The sequence below is a fragment of the Gemmatimonas phototrophica genome (genome assembly GCF_000695095.2).
Classification (GTDB): Bacteria; Gemmatimonadota; Gemmatimonadetes; order Gemmatimonadales; family Gemmatimonadaceae; genus Gemmatimonas; species Gemmatimonas phototrophica.
On record NZ_CP011454.1, the window covers coordinates 4,232,296 to 4,248,442 of the forward strand.

Annotated in this window: 13 protein-coding genes; 7 read left to right on the forward strand and 6 right to left on the reverse strand. The window is 63.7% G+C overall.

Annotated elements, in window-relative coordinates; genetic code table 11:
* The first annotated feature begins 7 nt into the window (after nucleotides 1–7).
* The 3 genes from GEMMAAP_RS17860 (at nucleotide 8) to GEMMAAP_RS17870 (ending at nucleotide 6,089) form a co-directional block, all read left to right on the forward strand.
* Entirely contained in the window at nucleotides 8–3,010 is a 3,003-nt protein-coding gene (locus GEMMAAP_RS17860; protein WP_145979221.1) for an amidohydrolase family protein, read from the forward strand.
* Between the two features lie 38 nt (nucleotides 3,011–3,048).
* Entirely contained in the window at nucleotides 3,049–4,431 is a 1,383-nt protein-coding gene (locus tag GEMMAAP_RS17865; protein WP_053333536.1) for an amidohydrolase family protein, read from the forward strand.
* 74 nt (nucleotides 4,432–4,505) lie between these two features.
* Complete coding sequence (locus GEMMAAP_RS17870; RefSeq protein WP_053333535.1) at nucleotides 4,506–6,089, forward strand: phospholipase D family protein; 1,584 nt, start codon at nucleotides 4,506–4,508, stop codon at nucleotides 6,087–6,089.
* Nucleotides 6,090–6,117: 28 nt separating this feature from the next.
* Here GEMMAAP_RS17870 and GEMMAAP_RS17875 read toward each other — a convergent pair whose 3' ends face one another.
* Both GEMMAAP_RS17875 and GEMMAAP_RS17880 read right to left on the reverse strand, forming a co-directional pair.
* Nucleotides 6,118–6,546 carry a CBS domain-containing protein gene (locus GEMMAAP_RS17875; RefSeq protein WP_026848128.1) on the reverse strand — a complete coding sequence of 143 codons (429 nt, stop codon included), beginning with the start codon at nucleotides 6,544–6,546 and terminating at the stop codon, nucleotides 6,118–6,120.
* Between the two features lie 206 nt (nucleotides 6,547–6,752).
* Entirely contained in the window at nucleotides 6,753–8,210 is a 1,458-nt protein-coding gene (locus GEMMAAP_RS17880) for a sulfatase-like hydrolase/transferase (RefSeq protein WP_082821457.1), read from the reverse strand.
* Nucleotides 8,211–8,475: 265 nt separating this feature from the next.
* Between GEMMAAP_RS17880 and GEMMAAP_RS17885 the strand changes: the two genes are divergently transcribed.
* Entirely contained in the window at nucleotides 8,476–9,819 is a 1,344-nt protein-coding gene (locus tag GEMMAAP_RS17885; protein WP_145979223.1) for a hybrid sensor histidine kinase/response regulator, read from the forward strand.
* A gap of 22 nt (nucleotides 9,820–9,841) precedes the next feature.
* Here the strand turns inward: GEMMAAP_RS17885 and GEMMAAP_RS17890 are convergent, their stop codons facing one another.
* A complete protein-coding gene (locus tag GEMMAAP_RS17890; protein WP_145979224.1) occupies nucleotides 9,842–10,543 on the reverse strand; it encodes an alpha/beta hydrolase family protein in 702 nt (233 codons plus the stop codon).
* Nucleotides 10,544–10,668: 125 nt separating this feature from the next.
* Here GEMMAAP_RS17890 and GEMMAAP_RS17895 point away from each other — a divergent pair, with 125 nt between their 5' ends.
* A complete protein-coding gene (locus GEMMAAP_RS17895; RefSeq protein ID WP_026848125.1) occupies nucleotides 10,669–11,490 on the forward strand; it encodes a fumarylacetoacetate hydrolase family protein in 822 nt (273 codons plus the stop codon).
* 21 nt (nucleotides 11,491–11,511) lie between these two features.
* Complete coding sequence (locus tag GEMMAAP_RS17900; protein ID WP_026848124.1) at nucleotides 11,512–12,855, forward strand: NRAMP family divalent metal transporter; 1,344 nt, start codon at nucleotides 11,512–11,514, stop codon at nucleotides 12,853–12,855.
* Here the strand turns inward: GEMMAAP_RS17900 and GEMMAAP_RS17905 are convergent.
* On the reverse strand, nucleotides 12,847–13,143 hold the full coding sequence (locus GEMMAAP_RS17905; protein ID WP_075071564.1) for a DUF4342 domain-containing protein: 297 nt from the start codon (nucleotides 13,141–13,143) through the stop codon (nucleotides 12,847–12,849). The genes GEMMAAP_RS17900 and GEMMAAP_RS17905 overlap by 9 nt on opposite strands.
* A gap of 154 nt (nucleotides 13,144–13,297) precedes the next feature.
* Between GEMMAAP_RS17905 and GEMMAAP_RS17910 the strand changes: the two genes are divergently transcribed.
* Nucleotides 13,298–13,690, forward strand: a complete 393-nt coding sequence (locus tag GEMMAAP_RS17910) for a nuclear transport factor 2 family protein (protein WP_026848123.1) — start codon at nucleotides 13,298–13,300, stop codon at nucleotides 13,688–13,690.
* Nucleotides 13,691–13,708: 18 nt separating this feature from the next.
* Here GEMMAAP_RS17910 and GEMMAAP_RS17915 read toward each other — a convergent pair whose 3' ends face one another.
* The gene (locus GEMMAAP_RS17915; RefSeq protein ID WP_026848122.1) at nucleotides 13,709–14,404 is read right to left on the reverse strand and encodes a potassium channel family protein; all 696 of its coding nucleotides are present in this window, start codon (nucleotides 14,402–14,404) and stop codon (nucleotides 13,709–13,711) included.
* A gap of 39 nt (nucleotides 14,405–14,443) precedes the next feature.
* A complete protein-coding gene (gene ggt, locus GEMMAAP_RS17920; protein ID WP_026848121.1) occupies nucleotides 14,444–16,129 on the reverse strand; it encodes a gamma-glutamyltransferase in 1,686 nt (561 codons plus the stop codon).
* Between the last annotated feature and the right edge of the window lie 18 nt (nucleotides 16,130–16,147).

A 16,147-nucleotide genomic window follows, 5' to 3' on the forward strand; every position in this document is an offset into this window, starting at 1 on the left:
GTGTTTCGTGAAAGTCGTTCGATCCCTGTTGAGCCTCGCCGCGCTGGCCGTAGGCGTCAGCACCCTTGAGGCCCAGCAATCGTCTCGCACCGAGCCCGTGACGGGTCTGCGTGCCAATGCCACGGGTTATCACGCGCTGGTCGGTGCCAAAGTGATCACCGCCCCCGGGCAGGTCCTCGACAATGCCACCATCGTCATCCGGAACGGCGTGGTCACCGCCGTGGGCGCCGGCCTCACCCCGCCCGCGGGTGCCCGCGTGTGGGAACTCAAGGGGCTGACGGTCTACCCCGGCTTCGTGGACGCCCATGCCGACCTCGGCGGTGACGCCCCCCAGCAGGGCGGCGATGTGGGGCCCACGCACTGGAATCCGCAGGTCCGCGCCTGGTTCAGCACCACGGCCAACCTGAAAGACGATTCCACCCGTCGCATTGCGCTCCGCTCGCTCGGCTTTGGCGCCGCGCTTGCCGTGCCACGCCAGGGCATCTTCCGCGGTACCGCCTCGGTGGTGCACCTCGGTGAGGCCGGCGTGCGCGAACGCGTGCTGCGCCCCGATCTCGCGCAGAGCATCGGCTTCTCGCGGTCGTTCGCCCTGGGGGGCATGTACCCCAACTCCACCATGGGCACCAGCGCGCTCATGAAGCAGACGTTCCTCGACGCGGAGTGGTACATCCGCGCCTGGTCCACCTACGAAACCAGCGGGCGCACCATGCTGCCCCCCGAGACCAGCGAAGCACTCGCCGCGCTCGGCAAGGCCGTGAAGGGCACGCAGCCCGTCGTGTTCCAGACGGAAAGCGAAGAGGAATACCTGCGCGCCTTCAAACTGGCCGCCGATTACAAGCTCACCCCGTGGTTCCGCGGCAGTGGGCAGGAATACCGCCTGGTGGACGTGCTCAAGGGGCGCACGCAGCCTCTCATTGTGCCGCTCGCCTTCCCGGACGCGCCCAACGTGGCCAATCCGGAAGCGGCCACCAACGTGTCGCTGGGAGATCTGCGCCACTGGTACCTCGCGCCCACCAACCCGGCGCAGCTCGCCGCCAACAACATTCCGTTCGCCATTACGGCGGACGGCCTGTCGTCGGTGAATCAGTTCCTCCCCAACCTGCGCGTGGCCGTGGCTCGCGGCCTTACGCCCGACAAGGCGCTCGCCGCGCTCACCACCGTGCCCGCCGGCTGGCTCGGCATTGAGAAGACGCACGGCACGATTGCCGTGGGCAAGGTGGCCAATCTTGTCGTGACGGAAGGCGATCTCTTCACCGAAGAGAGCGCCATTCGCGATGTGTGGGTGCAGGGGACCCGGTACGGCGTAACGCGCCCGCCGCAGGTCGACCCGCGCGGCACGTGGACGATTGCCTCCGAAGACCTCGGCACCTTCAAGAGCGCCACGCTGCGTCTCGAAGGCCCGCTCAACCGTATTCGCGGCACCATCGAAATGCCCAGCCGTCGCCCGGTGAACCTCACCGGTGTGCGCATCATTGCCGAAACGGGCCGCCTCGAAGCCACCTTCAACGGTGAGCAACTGGGCCTCGAAGGCGCAGTGCTGCTCTCCGGGTCAGTCCGCGGCGAAGAGTTCTTTGGCTGGATGTCGCTCCCCACCGGGACCGATGCCAACTACAAGGGCACGCGGACCGAGCAGTACCAGGGCCCGGCGCGCGGCGCGGTGGCGGTGAAGGTCCCCAAGATCGACCTGCCCTTCATTCGCCCGAGCATGGAGTTTGGCCGCACGTCGCAGCCGGTGCAGCCGGCTACGGTAGTGGTGCGGAATGCCACCGTCTGGACGCAGGGGCCGCAGGGCAAGCTCGAAAACGCCGACCTGCTGGTGCAGGCCGGCAAGGTGGTGCGCGTGGGGCAGAAGCTCTCGGCTCCCGCCGGGGCGGTGGAGATTGATGCCACCGGCAAGCATGTCACGCCGGGGCTCATTGATCCGCACACGCACGGTGGTGTGAGCTCGGTGAACGAAAGCGGTTTCGCCATCGTCCCCGAAGTGCAGATGGGTGACGTGATCACGCACAACAACATCTGGTTCTACCGCCAGCTCGCCGGTGGCCTCACCTCCACCATGATCAAGCACGGCTCGGCCAATCCCATTGGCGGCGAGAATGTGTTTGTGAAAACGCGCTGGGGTTCGCTCCCCGAGGACTACAAGATTGTCGGCGCGCCGCGCACGGTGAAGTTTGCCTTGGGTGAAAACCCCAAGCGTGCGCCCACGCGCTACCCCAACACCCGCATGGGTGTGCAGGAAATCATTCGCGACCACTTCCTGGCCGCGCGCGACTACGAAAAGGAATGGAAGCGCTGGGAGAAGGAGAAGACCGGTATTCCGCCGCGCAAGGATCTGCGCATGGAAGCCATTCTCGACATCCTGAACCAGAAGCTGCTCATTTCCTCGCACGGCTATCGCGCCGACGAGTTCCTGGCGCTGGTGCGCCTGGCGGAGGAGTTCGGGTTCAAGGTGCAGACGCTGCAGCACGGCGTGGAAGCGTACAAGATTGCCGACGAGCTCAAGAAGTCGGGAGTTGCCGCCGTGGTGTGGAGTGACTGGGGCGCCTTCAAGCTCGAAGCGTATGACGCCACGAGCTACAACGCGCGTCTGCTCATGGAAGCGGGCGTGGTTACCTCGCTGCACTCCGACGACAACGAGATCTCCACGCGCATGAACTGGGAAGCAGGGAAGCTGCTCCGCTCGGGCGTGAACGAAATCGACGCGTTGAATACAGTCACGATCAACGCGGCGAAGGCCATTGCCATCGACAAGCGCATCGGCTCGCTCGAAGCCGGCAAGGATGCCGACTTCGTGATCTGGAACGGCAACCCGTTGTCGCAGTTCACCAAGGCCGAACAGACCTGGGTAGATGGTCGCAAGTACTTCTCGATTGACGAAGACAAGGTGCTGCGCGCGGATGTCACCAAGCAGCGTGCCCAGCTCATTCAGGCGGTCATCGCGGCGAGCGCCGACGCGGCCCCGGCGGCCGGCGCGGCGCCAGCCCGCGGCCGTGGCCCGGGAGGCAAGTAAGCATGCGTTCTCTCACGACACCTAACCGGACACACCCCATGCACTCCGCCTTGCATCGCGCGGCCCGTACCGCCGCTCTGACCGCGAGCCTCGTGGTGACCGGCTTCGTGGGCGCCGCTGCCACGCCGTCGTTCGCCGGCGCGCAGGTCGTCATTCCTACCGCCGCGCAGGATCAGCCGGTGGTGCTCAAGGGCGCCACCATTCATACGGTCACCAAGGGCACCATCACGAACGGCACCATCGTGATGGAGCGCGGCAAAATCACCGCCATCGGCGGCCCCGAAGTCGCCACGCCGCGTGGCGCCAAAGTGGTGGATCTCACCGGCAAGCACATCTACCCGGGCCTCATTGACGCCTACAGCACGGTGGGCATCACCGAAATCGGCGCCGTGGATGTCTCCAGCGACATCAACGAGCTGGGCGACTTCAATCCCAACGTCCGTCCGGAAGTCGCCGTGAACGCGGAAAGCCGTCACATTGGCACCACGCGGTCGGCCGGCGTGCTGGTGGCCTTCGCCACGCCGGGGGGCGGCCTGATCTCCGGCTTGTCGTCGGCGATTTCGCTCGAAGGATGGACCTGGGAAGAGATGAGCATGAAGGGCGCCGCGGCGCTCAACGTGAACTGGCCCGACCCCAACGCGCGTCCGCGTCGCGGGTTCGGCGGACCGCCGGGTGGCTTTGGCGGTCGTCCACAGCCGGCGCCCAAGACCTACGCCGAGCAGGTGGAAGAGATCAAAAACTTCTTTGGCGAAGCGCGGGCGTATCGCGATGCGCTCAAGGCTGGTCAGAATGTGCGGACGGACGCACGCTACGCCGCCATGATTCCCGCCCTCAACGGGGAAATCCCGGTGGTGGTGGCGGCCGACGGTGTGTCGCAGATCAACGACGCCATTACCTGGGCCAAACAGGAAGGGGTGAAGCTGGTCATTCGTGGCGGGCGCAACGCACTGGATGTCGCGGCGCGACTCAAGGCCGAGAACGTGCCGGTAATTCTCACGGCCACCATGTCGGCCCCGTCGCGCAGCGACGACGCATACGACGAGGCCTACGCCACGCCGGCCGCCTTGTTCAAGGCCGGTGTGAAGTTCGCGATTGCCGGTGACGGTGATGCGCTCTACAGCTATCGCCTGCCGTGGGACGCCGGCGTAGCCGTGGCCTTCGGACTGCCGGAAGAAGAAGCCCTGAAGGCCGTGACGATCAACGCCGCCGAATTCATGGGCGTGGCCGACAAGGTAGGGTCGCTCGAAGTGGGCAAGGAAGCCACGCTGGTGATCACCACCGGCACCCCGCTGGATATGACGACGAACATCATTCAGTCGTACATCCAGGGGCGCGAGATCGACATGAACGACATGCAGAAGCAGTTCTTCAAGAAGTACATGGAAAAGATCAACCAGGCCAAGAAGAAGATTGCCAGCTGATCGTGATGCCTGAACCAGTGCGCGGCGCGTTGCCCTGTGGGCGACGCGCCGCGTTCCCTTTGATCCCCCTCTGAATGATGCCTGTTTCCCGTCGCCGCCTTGTTCGTACGATTGCGCTCAGTGTGGCGCTCATCGTGCCCATTGTTCTGCTCAAGCGATCTCCCGAGCCCGCCCCCGAGCGCCCGCGTGCGCTGCGCCAGGTGACTGCGGACGCCGCGTTTTGTGCGCCACGCCAACGCGCGGGGATATCGCTCTCACAGCATCTGGCACCGGTCGCATCGCGCTTGTCATCGAGCACGGGCGTTTTTGCACTGGAAGAAGGCGATATCTCCATGATTGCGCGGGCGTGGCTCACGGAAACGGCCGAGCGCACCATCGATATCCAGTATTTCATTTTCACCGCCGACAACGTGGGGCTCATTGCCGCCGACTATCTGCTGCGCGCTGCCGATCGAGGGATTCGCGTTCGGCTGCTGGTGGATGATTTCATGCTTGAGGCGGACGCCGAGGCGCTGCTCGCCCTCGACGCGCACCCCAATCTCGAAATCCGGCTCTATAACCCCACCACGAATATCGGGAAGAATCTTCCCACCAAGCTGTTCAACCTCACGTCCGACTTCCGCGGTTTCAATCAGCGGATGCACAACAAGACGTTCATTGTGGACTCGCAGGTGGTGATCACCGGTGGCCGCAATATTGCCGATGAGTACTTCGACTACGATCACGAATACAATTTCCGCGATCGGGACGTACTGTTGCTGGGGAAAGCGGCCCGCGATGTGCAGCGCTCATTCACACAGTTCTGGAACGATCCGCTCAGCGTACCGGTGGCGTCGTTGGTCCAATCCAGCGTAGCGCAGCCTGATACCGCCACCACGTATCGCTATCTGCACGATTATGCCTGCGATCCGCGCAACTTCTGGCCGCAGGTGCGCGAACGCATTGCCGCCGTACCAAGCACCTTCAACAGCATGCAGGAGTCCGGCGCGCTCGTCTGGTCCGACAGTGTCACCTTCGTGACGGATCTGCCCGGCAAGAACGCGGGCACCGATGGCCTTGGCGGTGGCGGGCAGAGTACGGCAGAACTGATTCGCCTGGTGCGCAGCGCGAAGAGCTCGGTGACCATTCAGTCACCGTATCTCGTGACCACTGCAGTCAGCCAGGAGCTTTTTCGCGACGCCATTAAACGCGGCGTACGCGTGCGCATCCTCACCAACAGTCTGGCCTCGACGGATAATCTCGACGCCTTCAGTGGATATCAACGTGACCGCGACGTGCTGCTGGGGTTGGGCGTGGAGCTCTATGAATTCAAGCCCGATGCGGCGGTGCGCCGTCGCGTGATGACCGGCGCGCTGCAAACCACGCTCAATTACGCCCCCATCTTTGGATTGCACGCCAAATCCATGGTGGTGGATAATCACATCGCTGTCATTGGCACCTTCAATCTCGATCCACGCAGTGCCAACCTGAACACCGAATGTCTGGCCATCGTGCGGGACGCCCGCATTGCCGGTGATCTCGCGAAAGCCATGGACGAGGATATGCGCCCGGAGAACGCCTGGCATACCACATCGTCGTTCAACCCGGATGGGAGCGTTCGCCTGGGGAAACGTCTTGCCGTCTGGTTTCGGCGTGTCGTCCCGAAAGCGGTGCTATAGCGCTTGGAGTTCGCTCGGGCCTGCGCACTCAGGACGTGATATAGCTGTGGAGCGAGGCGATCGTGGACTCATGGTCGGCAATGATGTCGTTCATGATGTCCCGAATGGAAATCATGCCGAGCACGCGGGTGCCATCGATGACGGGCAAGTGTCGAATTTTCCTGACACTCATGAGCGACATGCACTCGCGCGTTCGCGTCGTCGCGCTCACGGTGATGACTTCGGTGGTCATGATCTCCGCGACACGCGTCTCCTTCGAGTTGCGCCCCTGCAGCGTAATCTTGCGGGTATAGTCGCGCTCGGAAAAGACACCAGCCAGTCGATCGCCTTCCATGACCAGCAGAGCACCGACCCCGTGGTACGCCAATCGCTCGACCGCGGCGTAGACGGTCATGTCCGGCGTTACATGCCAGAGGGTCCCGTCATGTTTCTTGAGCAGTTCGCCAACAGCTTTCATACCTGAGGACCGGAAATCGGGAGGCGTGTGGCATGGCCATGAACTACCGGCCGCGCGGGACCGCGACGAACTGAGACATCGGCTACGGGCTGCAGCGCAATACTGCACCCGGCTCGGGCCCGCCGACAAGAAAGGCGCGGAAATCGCCCCTCCCCGCGACGGGCCGAATGGCCGAGTCCGCTGATCTCGTCGGCAGCGCTTTGGCCTTACCGACGCGGTACGGCAGGGCGTTGCGGATGCGTGCCCCGCTGGTCTTCGGCCCGTCGAATGGAATCCAGACGTGCCGCCACCAGCGGCTCGCGCAACGCGACATCCGTCTGTTCACCGGGATCCTGTTCGAGGTTGAATACCCGCATGGTATCCAGCATCCAGACGGCCTTCCACTGGCCGGCCAGCACCGCCGACTGCCGACGGTCGGGAGAGTACCAGACCTGCACATCCCGTGGCGTGTATATGCCACGACCAGTAAGCAGCGGCAGGAAGGACCGCCCGGTTACGGTGGTGGGTGCGGGCTGCCCGGCAACCTCCACCAGCGTGGCATGCAAGTCGGTGAAGTCCACGCGCGCGGACGTGGTACGCCCCGGCGTCACCACCCCGGGCCAATGCACGATGCCCGGAACCCGCAAACCGCCGTCGTACAAGTCCCCCTTGAAGCCGCGATACCCCAGGGTGCCGTTGAACCAGCGGCCAATAACCTCCGAGGCCCCGTCATGCGGACCGCGCAGGAACGTGGCGCCGTTATCCGAGAGAAACACCACCATCGTGTGCTGCGCCACGCCAAGGGAGTCCAGCAGGCGACGGAGCCCCCCGAGATCCTCGTCCAGGCGGTGAATCTGCGCGGCATAACTGCGCTTGGGTAACGACCACGATGTTGTAGCGTACGGGCCGAGTGTTGGTGTCTCATACCCACCGTCGGGCGCGGTGCGACTGGTTTCGTTGTGAATGTGCGGGAGATTGGTGGCCCAGAACAGGAAGAAGGGCGTACGCGCAGCGGCCTGTTGGCGAACGAACTGGAACGCGCGGGCCCGCAGCAGATCGGGGGCGTAGTCGAGGCGCACCGTGGCATACCCGCTGCCCATGCCGCGCGGGACCGGTACCACATTCCGTGTGCGCAGCGAATCGGTGCCGTCGAGCAGATACTCCGGATAGAAGTTGTGCGCATGCACCTGATCACGATATCCGAAGAACACATCGAACCCTTGTGCCTGCGGCCACGACTCCGGCTCAGTCTCCCAACTCAACCCCCACTTCCCCACGAGTGCCGTGGCGTATCCGGCACCACGCAGCCGTTCCGCCAGAGTCACATCGGCCGAACGCAGATAATCGTTGTCATTGTCATCCAACCGGCAGCGACCATTGTGGTAACCGGTCATGAACGAACAGCGCGCCGGCCCGCACACGGCCGCGCTCGAGCGAAACTCCGTAAAGCGCACGCCTTCACGCGCAAGTTGATCGATGTGGGGCGTCGCCACCTCCCGCTGTCCCCACGCGCCCAATTCGCCAATACCGAGATCATCGGCCAGTAACACCACGATGTTGGGCGGCGTTGTTGCTAGTGACGCGGCCGCGGGTGACATACCCAGCGGCACGGATCCACTCGGCGTACACGCCACGCCGCCGAGCATGACCACCCTGGCTACGACTGCCCCAGCACTACGCAGCATGTTTCAGTACCTCGGTTCATGAAAACGTGGCCCACGACGAAACAAAACCAGGGGAAGAGGAGCGCGTACCATCACCGCTTGATGAATCTGCGCTCATCTGCCGAATCATGCCGGAAACGGCATGCTACAACCGGCATGAAGTATCGCCGACGATTCGCGGAGTTGCTGGTGGATTGATATGTTCACGCCAGTACGTTCCGTCACTATTGCCCCAGACCCAATGATTTGGCACGCTCGACTTGTGAGGCTGGGCCGCCTCCGCACCATGCTCCTGCTGACAGCCTTCAGTGTCGCGGCTTCAGTCGCGCTCGTGGCGGTCTTTTTTGTGGTTTTTGAGGGACAACCCGAGGATCTGCCGGCGTACTTCGTACCGGCAGTCATAGTCCCGGCCATGGTGGCACCCCTGGTGATTCATCTCCTGCTGGGGCTCGCTGTGGAACTGGAGGCGGCGCATTCCCAGGCGGCACAGCAGCAGGAACAGCTGCAGCGTGTCCGTCAGCTCGATCTGGTGGGGCGACTGGCCAGTGGTCTGGCGCATGATTTCAACAATCTGCTCACCGTGGTGCGGGCCAATGTGGAGGCGCTTGGCGGTGCCACCGTGCGGGAAGAGCTCTCCGCGATCGATGATGCGGCAGTGCGGGGGGCGCGCCTCACCCGTCGGTTGCTGTCGATCAGCCGGCACGATGTCGTGGAGCGTGTGGCGCAGCCACTGGCGCCACTCCTTCGGGAAACGGAGGAGATGTTGCGACGCGTGCTCCCTCCCAACATGCAGCTCGAGATGCCACCCGTCCTTCCTGATGTCACACTCGAGTTTGACCATGATGCCATTCAACAGGCGTTGCTCAATCTTGCGCTGAATGCGCGTGATGCCATGGGGGCGCACGGACGACTGACCATAACCGTTCACGGTCGGCAGACCGAGGACGGGCCGTGGCAGGTACTTGAGGTGCGGGACAATGGACCGGGCATGCCCCCCGAGGTGCTTGGACGAGCAACCGAACCCTTTTTCACGACCAAGGCGGCTCACGAAGGGACGGGGCTCGGGCTGGCCATCGTGCATCGTTGCATGGCGCAGCACAATGGTCGTCTTGTACTCGACAGTGAAGAAGGCATCGGGACCACGGCAGCACTGTGGTTTCCTTCCACCCTGCGCGGCAGTGACGTCATCCGTCGCGAGCGCGTGCCTACCACGCCGCCCACTGGAATCCGACGGAGCGAGCGCTATGACCTGCTGGTCATTGACGATGAACCCGAAATCCGGAGTGTCACCGAGCGTGCGCTGCGGCGTCTGGGACATCGCGTCACCAGCGTTGGCGATATTGCCGCGGCGATGGCGTGGCTGGAGACGGCCCCCAAAGTGGATGGCATTGTCTCCGACGTGATGATGCCGGGGGGAACGGGCATTGAACTCGTCCACCTCCTGCGCAGCGCCGGCCGTACGACACCGGTCCTGCTTGTATCAGGATTTGCGCTCGAAGTGCTCGATGATGTTCTGAGTGCCGACTCCAGCGTGGCGTTCCTTCCGAAGCCCTGGGCACTCGATGCCCTGATGAGTGGCATCGAAAGCGTGATCCACAAGCCCAACCCGGATCAGCCAACGGCACCGTAGCACAGGAGGGGAAGGTGGTGCGTTATCTGCCATGCTGCTCCAGCCATTCCATGGTGGCCTGCATCGCCTGCTCCCACTCCACTGCCGACGTAAGATGACCGGCGCCTCGCAACACGTCATGCCGCCGTGACGGGGTGGTTCCGTAGCGCGTGTCCAACGCCGTGTGCAAGCGCACCACGGCGGCTGGCGGTACACTCACATCATGCTCCGCCGTGATGCTGAGCAGAGAGACATCGCGAAAGCATTGGGGCACGAGGTGAGCGCTGGTGCCCGACGACCATTCGGGACTTCCCAGCAAGGCGACGACGGCACGCACGGGAAGCCCCGCCCCAACGGCGCGATAGGCGAGAAAGGCGCCCATGGAAATGCCCACCAGGGACATGGCCTCGGCGCTGGCGTCGAACTCTGACACCAGCGCGTGGAGGAGACCCGGCACCTCGTTGACGGTGTGCTCAACCTGTTCCAGCATGAGCGGCAGCGCACCGCCGTCGCGCGCAATTCGGGCAGACATGCCGGCATCGAGGCGAGCGCCGTGGCCCACCGCATCAATGCCAATCGCGAGAAAGCCCGCCCGGGCACACCGTTCGAGCTCTCTCGCATGTGCCAGCGCATCAGCACGGAAGCCGTGACACCAAAGCACCGTGGGGAGTGGATACCCCCTCGACTCGGATGGACGAGCCAGTAAGATGGGGACACCGGCGACCGTCAATCCGCGAGTAGACATGCGTGAATAGTACGCGGCAGCCTTCACGATCGAAGGTGGCAGGAGCACGGGACGGCTCTTTCTGGCGCGGGCGGCGTTGCCCCCGTAGCGTTGAGGGTCGCACTCCCCCCAACTCCGAGGATCTCATGCTTCGCCGAATGCTGGTACTGGCCGTGCTCCTTGCCGGGCCGGCGGCCCTCGCCGCCCAACCCGCCAACTATGTGCGCTATCAGATGGGAGGCCGGGTCTCCTATGGACGTCTCGACGGCGACCAGATTTCCCAGCTGCGCGGTGCCCCCTGGCTGGACAAGACACCGACGGGGGTCAAGGTGCCGCGGTCAAAGGTGACCCTCCTGGCGCCGGCCACCCCGTCGAAGGTGATTGCCGTGGGACTCAACTACCAGACGCACCTCGGCGAACGGAGTGCGGCCGCGTATCCCGGTCTCTTTGCCAAACTCCCTACGTCGATCATTGCGCACAATGACACGGTGGTGCTCACACCCGATGCCACGAACGTGCACTACGAGGGGGAAATGGTGCTCGTGATTGGCAAACGCGCCCACAATGTCCCGGTCGCCAACGCCAAGGACTACGTATTCGGCGTGACCACGGGGAATGATGTCTCCGAGCGCGATTGGCAGAAGAGCGACTTGCAGTGGTTTCGCGCCAAGGCCGCCGACACCTTTGGCCCCCTCGGCCCAGTGATTGTCACCGGCGTGAACTACGACGATCTGCTATTGCAGACTCGACTCAACGGCGAAGTGGTGCAATCCCAGCGTACCAAGGACCTGATCTTCAGCGTCGCGGAGATTGTGAGCTACATCAGCCGCTATGTCACCCTCGAGCCGGGGGATGTGATTTACAGTGGCACTCCGGGGACCACGCGACAGATGAAAAGCGGCGATGTGGTGGAAGTGGAACTGGAGCGGGTTGGCCTGTTGCGTAACCCGGTCGTACAACGTCGCTAAGGCTCGGCCAGTTGACGTGAGATGAACACGAAGTCCGCAAAACGCCGCTCCCGCCCACCCGGCATCAGCCCGCATGGTGTTGCGCATGTGCGGCGGGGCTTCAGCGCGCGTTTTGCCACTCTGCGCACGGCCGGCGCGTCCGCGCTGGCCGCCTTCCTGGCCGTGCTGGGCCCGGGGTTGCTGGCGGGTCTCTCCGACGATGACCCGGCCGGGATCACGACCTATTCCGTGCTGGGGGCTGACCACGGCTACCGACTGCTGTGGATCATTCCCCTGTCCACCGTGTTGCTGGTCCAGTTTCATCTGGTGGCGGTCCGGATTGGTGCCGCCACCGGCAAAGGCTTTGTCGGCATCATTCGCACCCGGTGGGGTCGGCACTGGGGATACGTCAGCGTCATCGCGCTGTTGTTCGCGAACTTCGGCACGATTTGCGCCGAGTACGCCGGCATTGCCGCCGCGGGATCGCTCATCGGCGTACCGGCGTGGCTCAGTGCCCCGGTTGCCGGCGTCCTCATCACGCTCGTTGTGCTGCTTGGCTCGTTCCACCGTGTTGAGCACGTATTGCTCGTCATCTCCTCCACGTTGGCGCTCTATATCGTGGATGGCGTGCTGGCCCGCCCCGCGTGGTCGGAGGTGATTGCGGGAGCATTCCTGCCAAACTTGCCCAACACCGACGCCGGTTGGATTGCCCTGACCGCGTCACTTGGCACAACGCTCGCCCCGTGGGGACTGGCGTTTATTCAGTCATACGCCGTGGACAAGCGCATCACCACGGACTCGCTACGCTGGGCCCGCTGGGACGTCATTATCGGTTCCGTACTCACGGGAGTCATTGGCCTCGCGATTGCCGTGGCCTGTGCGGCGACGCTGCATCAGGCCGGCGTACGCATTGAGACGGCAGGCGATGCTGCGGCCGCATTGCGGCCACTTGCCGGTTCGTTTGCCACGGTGTTCTTCGGCGCAGGACTGCTCGGCGCCTCCTTGCTGGCCGCCGCCATCGTGCCTATTGCCACCGCGTATTCCATTGCAGAAGGTGTCGGCGAGCCCGCCTCTCTCGATTTGGATGCCCGCCATTTCCAGTGGTTTTACGCCGCGTTTGTCGGCTTGACCGTCGCGGCTATCAGCATCGTCGCCCTGCCGGGGCTTCCGCTCATTCCGCTCATTTATTCGAGCCAGGTACTGAATGCCATTGTGTTGCCGCTCCATCTGATTGCGTTGATGCTGTTGGCCGCCGACCACTCCATCATGGGTGCCTCCTGTTCCACGCCCACGGAGAAGGTACTGGGCTGGGGGAGTGTAATCCTCGTGCTGTTGTGTGTGGCCGCACTGGCGTGGAGTTGGGTGCAGCAGCCGCCGCTATTCTGAGCGTACCACTGCCCCATCCGGATCTCGCTCCACCACAATCGTGAACTCCTTGGCGAGTGCGACAATGCCCGCCACGGCAATCCAGAAGGGCATCAATACCACGCCCGCGACGCCCGCCGTCAACGGCATGTCCAGCAGGGTCCGGCCACTGGCGTTGCGAATGATGACGCGGCGCACGTTACCTTCGCGCAGCAGCTGCTTGAGAGTGGACTTGAGTTTGTCTCCAGCCACTTTGATCTCGCTCATATCTCGCTCGCCGTTGAAGAGAAACCGCACAGCCAGTCGCATGGCCCACGCCGGGCCCCGGCGGACAGCCTGACCACACATGAAATATGCGACATCCTAAATCGTCCCAATAGCCATTGCCGCCTGCTGAGCCGGATGCCTATTGATGGTACCCCGTGCACTACGCGTTCTCCTTCTTCCCGTTTCGGAGCTTTCGATGTCCAACGCGCAGACCATTCAGGCGGCGTATGCCGCGTTCGCGAACAACGATCCGTCGGTGCTCTTTGGCGCCATGGCGCCTGACATCCAGTGGCACGAAGCCCAGGGCAACCCGCTGGCCGATCGCAATCCGTACGTGGGGGCGCAGGCCATTGGCGAAGGCGTGTTTGGCCGCTTGCTCGCCGCGATTGACCACTTTACCGCCGTCCCCAGCGAGATCATCGATGGCGGCAATCATGTCATCGTGCTCGGCCGCTATGGTGGCACCATGAAACATACCGGCGCCACGCTCGACGCTCCGTTCTGCCACGTCTACCGCTTCGAGGGCGGACACATCGTGTCGTTTCAGCAGTACACCGACACGGCCCAGTGGGCGCAGTTGATGCCCTGACACCCTCGGCGGTGGCGGTCAGGGAGACGGCGGGTCGGTGTCGTCGTGGCGCATGACACTCTCAATGCGCGGCAGCACGGAGACGATGCGTCCAAAAATCAGAATGGTGAACGCCACGGCGATCAACCCCTGCAGAGAGCTGATCAGACGGGCCACACCCAGAGGGCGGATATCACCGTACCCGATGGTCAGCTGCGTAACCACACTGTAGTACAGCGCATCGAGCCATCCCGCCGACCCCACCAGCTGGCTGTTGACCGAGGTGTACAGAATACCAAACAGGATGATCAGCTCGAGGTAGTTCAGGAAGCTGAGCACCAGTGTGCGCACGGCCGACGACACCATCAGTGATCCGCGCGACCGCAGCTGATCGAAGACGCTGAGATTGACGGAGGACTGCAGGATGTCGAGGATGCGAATGCTCGCCAAGACGCGTGACACCACCAGCGGCCAGCCAAGTTCGAGGGCGGCGATGGCGAGCAGGAACATCTCGATAAGGAACCAGCTGAGGATGTAGACCTCAACACGCCGTGAGCGACGAACCGTGGTGCCATGCGGGTCCAGCCGGAAGGCTTCCGAGCGGTAGTGCACCACACGGCTGCCCCCGGCCAGCCGACTCGGGGAGAGCAGATACATGCCCCAGAAGAGCCGTTCAAAGCACCACGTAATCAGCGAGTACGCTCGCAGTTCCGGACCGAGTAGTCGTCGAGGCATCTCAGAACCTCGCTGCGTCTCGTACGGGACGGAAGGGGCTCAGTAACCCACCGCCATGCCATCCTTGCGCGGGTCGCTCCCCGCGGCGAATCCCCGGGCAAGACGCACAATGGCCTGTGCCCCGCCAAAGGCGATAGTGGGCTGCTCAATGAGCACATGCCCCATCCCCACCAGTGCATTGCGTACGCCATCGCCAATGGGGGGTTCGAGCGCCACCCGCTGACGGTCATAGTGACGAAAGCGTGGCGCATCGATGGCCTCCTGCACGTCCATGCCGAAGACGAAGTGGTTGAGCAGGAACTGCACATGCCCCTGGGCCTGCACTCCGCCACCCATGAGGCCGAAGCTCATGTACGCCTGCTCGCGGCCGTTCACGGTCTGCGTCACGAACCCCGGAATGAGCGTGTGAAACGGGCGCTTCCCCGGAGCAACCGTATTGGGCAGCCCTTCGGTCAGTGTGAAACCGGCGCCTCGATTGTGCAGCGCGAAGCCGGTACCCGGAACCACGATCCCCGACCCGAAGTAGTCGTAAATCGAGTTGATGAAGGACACCATGTTCCCTTCGGCGTCGGCAACCGTGAGATACACCGTTTCACTTTTGGTGCGCAGCGGCCCCGGGTCTACCCGCTCCTGCGCGCGCTGCGGGTTCAGGTGACTGCGGCGTTCGGCGATGAACTCGTCGGTGAGCAACTGCGACGCCGGCATGGCCAGATGGTCCGCGTCACCGACAAAGCGATCAAGATCAGCATACGCCAACTTCTTGGCTTCTATAAGATGGTGCAGGTACGCCGGTGAGTTGTGCCCCATGGCCTTGAGATCATAGGGCTCGAGAATGCGCAGCATTTCCAGCGCGGCGATTCCCTGATTGCTGGGCGGCAGTTCCCACACGCGATAGCCCTGAAACGGCACCGACATGGGGGTCACCCACTCGGGCGCATTCCGGCGCAAGTCATTCAGCGTGACAAATCCGTTCAACGCGCTGATGCGTGCCACGATTCGCTGACCAAGACTGCCGCCATAGAACGTCCCAATGCCGCTGTCGGCAATGGTTCTGAGCGTGCGCGCATAGTCGGCGTTCCGGAACCATTCCCCAGCCTTCGGTGCCCGTCCGCCGGGCAGGTAGGTGGCGGCAGCGGCCGAGTCGCGCTGCAGGAACGCCACTTCGTTGGCCCATTGCGCGGCAATGATCGGCGAGACGGGAAATCCATCGCGCGCGTAGCCTATGGCCGGCTGCAGCACCTGCGCCAACGTGCACTTGCCATAGGTACGGACCAGCTTGTCCCATCCCGCCAGAGCGCCGGGCACTGTGACCGACATGACCCCCTGTTGCGACCCGGCGCGGAATCCGCGCGCCTGCAGCGTTTCGCGCGTCATGAGCGAACCGGCCCGGCCACTCGCGTTGAGCGCCACCAGACGCTGCTCCCGGGCCAGCCACACGATGGCGAACATATCGCCGCCAATGCCTGTCATGTGCGGCTCGGTCACGCTCAGCACCGCGGCGGCGGACACGGCGGCGTCAATGGCATTGCCACCACGCCGCAGGATCTCCAGACCAGCCGCCGAGGCGAGCGGTTGGCTCGTCGCCACCATGCCGTTGGGGGCGTAGACCGTCGAGCGACCAGCCATGGTGCTTGGGCGCTGCGCGTGTACCGTCGCCGAGTCGAGGCCGACCCAGGCGAGGGAGGCGAGGAGGGCGTAGCGCGCGGAGGTTCGACAGCGTGACATACCGGGATCCGGAAGGTG

What these genes read in the sequence shown, in the direction of transcription:
- GEMMAAP_RS17865 (WP_053333536.1), top strand. Translation starts at nt 3,049, where the DNA reads ATGCACTCCGCCTTGCATCGCGCGGCCCGTACCGCCGCTCTGACCGCG.
- GEMMAAP_RS17870 (WP_053333535.1), top strand. Translation starts at nt 4,506, where the DNA reads ATGATGCCTGTTTCCCGTCGCCGCCTTGTTCGTACGATTGCGCTCAGT.
- GEMMAAP_RS17875 (WP_026848128.1), bottom strand. Translation starts at nt 6,546, where the DNA reads ATGAAAGCTGTTGGCGAACTGCTCAAGAAACATGACGGGACCCTCTGG.
- GEMMAAP_RS17880 (WP_082821457.1), bottom strand. Translation starts at nt 8,210, where the DNA reads ATGCTGCGTAGTGCTGGGGCAGTCGTAGCCAGGGTGGTCATGCTCGGC.
- GEMMAAP_RS17885 (WP_145979223.1), top strand. Translation starts at nt 8,476, where the DNA reads ATGCTCCTGCTGACAGCCTTCAGTGTCGCGGCTTCAGTCGCGCTCGTG.
- GEMMAAP_RS17890 (WP_145979224.1), bottom strand. Translation starts at nt 10,543, where the DNA reads ATGTCTACTCGCGGATTGACGGTCGCCGGTGTCCCCATCTTACTGGCT.
- GEMMAAP_RS17895 (WP_026848125.1), top strand. Translation starts at nt 10,669, where the DNA reads ATGCTTCGCCGAATGCTGGTACTGGCCGTGCTCCTTGCCGGGCCGGCG.
- GEMMAAP_RS17900 (WP_026848124.1), top strand. Translation starts at nt 11,512, where the DNA reads ATGAACACGAAGTCCGCAAAACGCCGCTCCCGCCCACCCGGCATCAGC.
- GEMMAAP_RS17905 (WP_075071564.1), bottom strand. Translation starts at nt 13,143, where the DNA reads ATGCGACTGGCTGTGCGGTTTCTCTTCAACGGCGAGCGAGATATGAGC.
- GEMMAAP_RS17910 (WP_026848123.1), top strand. Translation starts at nt 13,298, where the DNA reads ATGTCCAACGCGCAGACCATTCAGGCGGCGTATGCCGCGTTCGCGAAC.
- GEMMAAP_RS17915 (WP_026848122.1), bottom strand. Translation starts at nt 14,404, where the DNA reads ATGCCTCGACGACTACTCGGTCCGGAACTGCGAGCGTACTCGCTGATT.
- ggt (WP_026848121.1), bottom strand. Translation starts at nt 16,129, where the DNA reads ATGTCACGCTGTCGAACCTCCGCGCGCTACGCCCTCCTCGCCTCCCTC.